This is a genomic window from Streptomyces sp. NPDC059668 (assembly GCF_042734135.1).
In the GTDB taxonomy this organism is placed as follows: domain Bacteria; phylum Actinomycetota; class Actinomycetes; order Streptomycetales; family Streptomycetaceae; genus Streptomyces.
Genome location: NZ_JBHWEL010000105.1, coordinates 22,583 through 26,504, shown reverse-complemented (window position 1 = coordinate 26,504; position 3,922 = coordinate 22,583). Strand labels below are relative to the sequence as shown.

At 71.7% G+C, this 3,922-nt stretch carries 2 protein-coding genes; both read right to left on the bottom strand.

What is annotated here, in order from left to right:
* Positions 1 to 106 precede the first annotated feature (106 nt).
* Positions 107 to 2,968, bottom strand: coding sequence for a DEAD/DEAH box helicase (locus tag ACFV2J_RS39680; RefSeq protein ID WP_385097148.1), 2,862 nt, complete (start codon positions 2,966 to 2,968; stop codon positions 107 to 109).
* A gap of 40 nt (positions 2,969 to 3,008) precedes the next feature.
* Positions 3,009 to 3,893, bottom strand: a complete 885-nt coding sequence (locus tag ACFV2J_RS39675) for a diacylglycerol kinase family protein (RefSeq protein ID WP_385443326.1) — start codon at positions 3,891 to 3,893, stop codon at positions 3,009 to 3,011.
* Between the last annotated feature and the right edge of the window lie 29 nt (positions 3,894 to 3,922).

Here is a 3,922-nt window from a genome sequence, read left to right as displayed (position 1 = left end):
ACCCAGACCCCCCCCCTCCCCCCCCCGGGGCGCCCCTCACCGCCGCACCACCCCCCCCCCACCGCGATCATGACGCCCCGCCCAATTTGGTACGGGCGGGCTCGGCTCAGCCCACCGACGAGTAGGCGACCACCCCGCGCAGCAGCCCGTCGACCGCCTTGCGCGCGTTCTTCGCGACCGTCGAGGCCTCCCCGCCGGAGACGGGCGCGGCGGCCGAGATCTGGCCCAGCACGTCGATGACCTGCTTGCACCACCGGACGAAGTCTCCGGCCGGCATCTCCGCCTCGCGCAGCACCTCGTCGAGCCCCTTGCCGGACGCCCACTCGTAGGCCGCCCAGGCGAAGCCGAGATCCGGCTCGCGCTGGCCCACGCCCTCGGACTGGGTGATCCGGAAGTCCTCCTCCAGAGCGTCCAGACGCCCCCAGATACGGACCATCTCGCCCAGCGCGGCCTTGGCCTTGCCGGAGGGCAGCTTCGGCGCCATCGCGTCGTCGCCGACCCTCGACTCGTAGACCAACGCCGAGACGCAGGCGGCGAGTTCGGCAGGGTTCAGTCCCTCCCAGACGCCGGCCCGCAGGCATTCGCTGGCCAGCAGGTCGAGTTCGCCGTACAGCCGGGCCAGGCGCCTGCCGTGCTCGGTGGCCTCGTCGCCGCGCAGGTAGTCCAGCTCGGTGAGCAGGGCGACGATACGGTCGAAGGTGCGGGCGATGGTGTTCGTCCGGCCCTCGATGCGGCGCTCCAGCTGCGAGGTGTCGCGCAGCAGCCGGTGGTAGCGCTCGGCCCAACGGGCGTGGTCCTCACGGTCGTTGCACCCGTGGCAGGGGTGGGCGCGGATCGCCGTGCGCAGCCGGGAGATCTCCCGGTCGTCGGCCGCCTCGGAGCGCTTCTTGCGCAGCCGGTCGGGGACGATGTGCCCGGCCTTGGTGCGCAGGGCGGACGCGAGGTCGCGCCGGGACTGCGGGGAACGCGGGTTGAAGGACTTCGGGATGCGCATCCGCTCCAGGGCCTCCACCGGCACCGGGAAGTCCATCGAGGCCAGCCGCTTGACCTGGCGCTCGGCGGTGAGCACCAGCGGGCGCGGGCCGTCGTGCTGCTCGAAACCGCGGTGGCCGTTGGACCGGCCCGCGGGCAGGCCGGGGTCGAGCACCAGCGCCAGACCGGCGAACTTGCCGGTCGGGACATGGATGATGTCGCCCGGCTTGAGCTTCTCCAGCGCGACGGCCGCCTCCGCGCGACGCTGCGCCACGCCCTGCTTGGCGAGCTCGGTCTCCCGGTCCTTGAGCTCGCGGCGCAGCTGCGCGTACTCCTCGAAGTCCCCGAGGTGGCAGGTCATGGACTCCTTGTAACCTTCGAGCCCCTCCTCGTTGCGCTGCACCTGCCGGGAGATCCCGACGACCGACTTGTCGGCCTGGAACTGCGCGAAGGAGGTCTCCAGGAGTTCGCGCGAGCGGTGCCGCCCGAACTGCTCGACCAGGTTCACCGCCATGTTGTACGACGGCTTGAAGCTGGAGCGCAGCGGGTAGGTGCGGGTGCCCGCGAGTCCCGCCAGGTGGTCGGGGCTGAAGCCGCGCTGCCACAGCACGACGGCGTGGCCCTCGACGTCGATGCCGCGGCGCCCCGCCCGGCCGGTCAGCTGGGTGTACTCACCGGGAGTGATGTCGGCGTGCTGTTCGCCGTTCCACTTGACGAGCTTCTCCAGCACCACCGAGCGAGCGGGCATGTTGATCCCGAGCGCGAGGGTCTCGGTGGCGAACACGGCCTTCACCAGGCCGCGGACGAAGAGCTCCTCGACGACCTCCTTGAACGTCGGCAGCATGCCTGCGTGGTGGGCCGCGATGCCGCGCTCCAGGCCTTCCAGCCACTCGTAGTACCCGAGGACGTGCAGGTCCTCGGGCGGGATGGAGTCGGTGCGCCGCTCGACGATCTCGCGCACCTTCACCCGCGCCTCCTCGTCGTTGAGGCGCAGGCCCGCGTACAGGCACTGCTGGACGGCGGCCTCGCAGGCGGCGCGGCTGAAGATGAAGGTGATGGCGGGCAGCAGCCCCTCGGCGTCGAGCCGTTCGATGACCTCGGGGCGGCCCGGTGTCCAGATCCGCGAGCGCTGCCGGCGCTCGCGCTCCCGGTCGGCCTCGCGCATGGCGCGCCCGCGCCGGCGGTCCTGGTACGACGGACGGCTCGCCTCCATGCGGGCCAGCCGCGTGAGGTCGGGGTTGACCGCCTTCTTGTGGCCCTCGCCCTCCTCGAAGAGGTCGTACATACGGCGTCCGGCGAGCACGTGCTGGAACAGCGGCACCGGACGGTGCTCGGAGACGATCACCTCGGTGTCACCGCGCACGGTGTCCAGCCAGTCCCCGAACTCCTCCGCGTTCGACACGGTCGCCGAGAGCGAGACGAGGGTGACCGACTCGGGGAGGTGGATGATCACTTCCTCCCACACGGCGCCGCGGAAGCGGTCGGAGAGGTAGTGCACCTCGTCCATGACCACGTGGCCGAGGCCGAGAAGGGTCTGCGAACCCGCGTACAGCATGTTGCGCAGCACCTCGGTGGTCATGACGACCACCGGGGCGTCGGAGTTGACGCTGTTGTCCCCGGTGAGGAGACCGACCTTGTCCGCGCCGTAACGGCGGGAGAGGTCGGCGTACTTCTGATTCGACAGCGCCTTGATCGGTGTCGTGTAGAAGCACTTCTTGCCCTGCTGGAGTGCCAGGTGGACGGCGAACTCGCCGACGATCGTCTTGCCCGAGCCGGTGGGCGCGGCGACCAGCACACCCTTGCCCGCCTCCAGCGCCTGGCAGGCCTCGATCTGGAAGGGGTCGAGGCCGAAGTCGTACATCTCGCGGAAGGAGGCGAGCGCGGTGGCCTGCTCGACAGCGCGCTTCCGTGCTGCCGCGTACCGCTCGGCCGGTGAGAGGTCCTCTGTCATCGTGCTTTCGAGACTACCGGCAGCCACTGACAACAGGACGATCAATATCCGGATCCGTGCCGCCGAAACCCCGGATCCCCGCAGCTCAGGGAACGGCCACCCGCACGGCACCCGGCACACACCGCGCCGTGAGCGGCAGCGGCCCCAGCGGTTCCCCGTCCGCGTACCCGGTGAGACCGTCGGCGACGAGCTCGACGCGGGCCGCCCGGTGCACGCTCACCACGGGATGGGAGAGGTGGGTGCCCCGGTACACCTTGGGGAACACCCTGAGCAGCGTCCTGCGGGTGCACGGTCCGACGACGGTGATGTCGAACAGTCCGTCGCCGAGGTCCGCGTCCGCGCAGATCCTCATACCGCCGCCGTACGACGAGCCGTTGCCGACCGCGACGAGGGTCGCCTCGATCTCGCGGGGCTCACCGTCGTCCAGGGTCATCCGGTAGCGGACCGGCCGGAAGGCCGCCAGCTCGGCGAGCATCGCCAGGTCGTACTTGACGCGTCCGGAGGGGCGGCGCATGCGGTTGCCGCGGTCGTTGACCCGGGAGTCGAAGCCGGAGGCGAGGACGGTGCCGAACCAGGTGCCGTTCACACGGCCCAGGTCGACGTCCCGGAGCCGGGCGCCCTTGAGGGACTCGGCGATCTGCCGGCCCGCGGCGGCCGGGTCGCCTACGGGCAGGCCCAGGGCGCGCGCGAAGTCGTTCCCGGTACCGGCGGCGACCAGGCCGAGCGGGGTGCGGGTCCCGGCGACGGCCTGGAGGGCGAGGTGCGCCATGCCGTCGCCGCCGACGGCTATCAGGGCTCCCGTCCCGCCCTCGACCGCGTCACGCGCGCGGGCCAGGGCGTCGGCGGCGTTCTCCCCGAGAACCGTCCGCACGGAGAATCCCGCCGCCCGCAGGGCGGAAGCGGGGGGGGGGGGCGCGCCGGGGGCCCCCCCGGGCGGGGTTAAAAAAAAGGACCGGCCCGCGCCACACACACGGTTTTTTTAGGGGGGGGGGGGGGGGA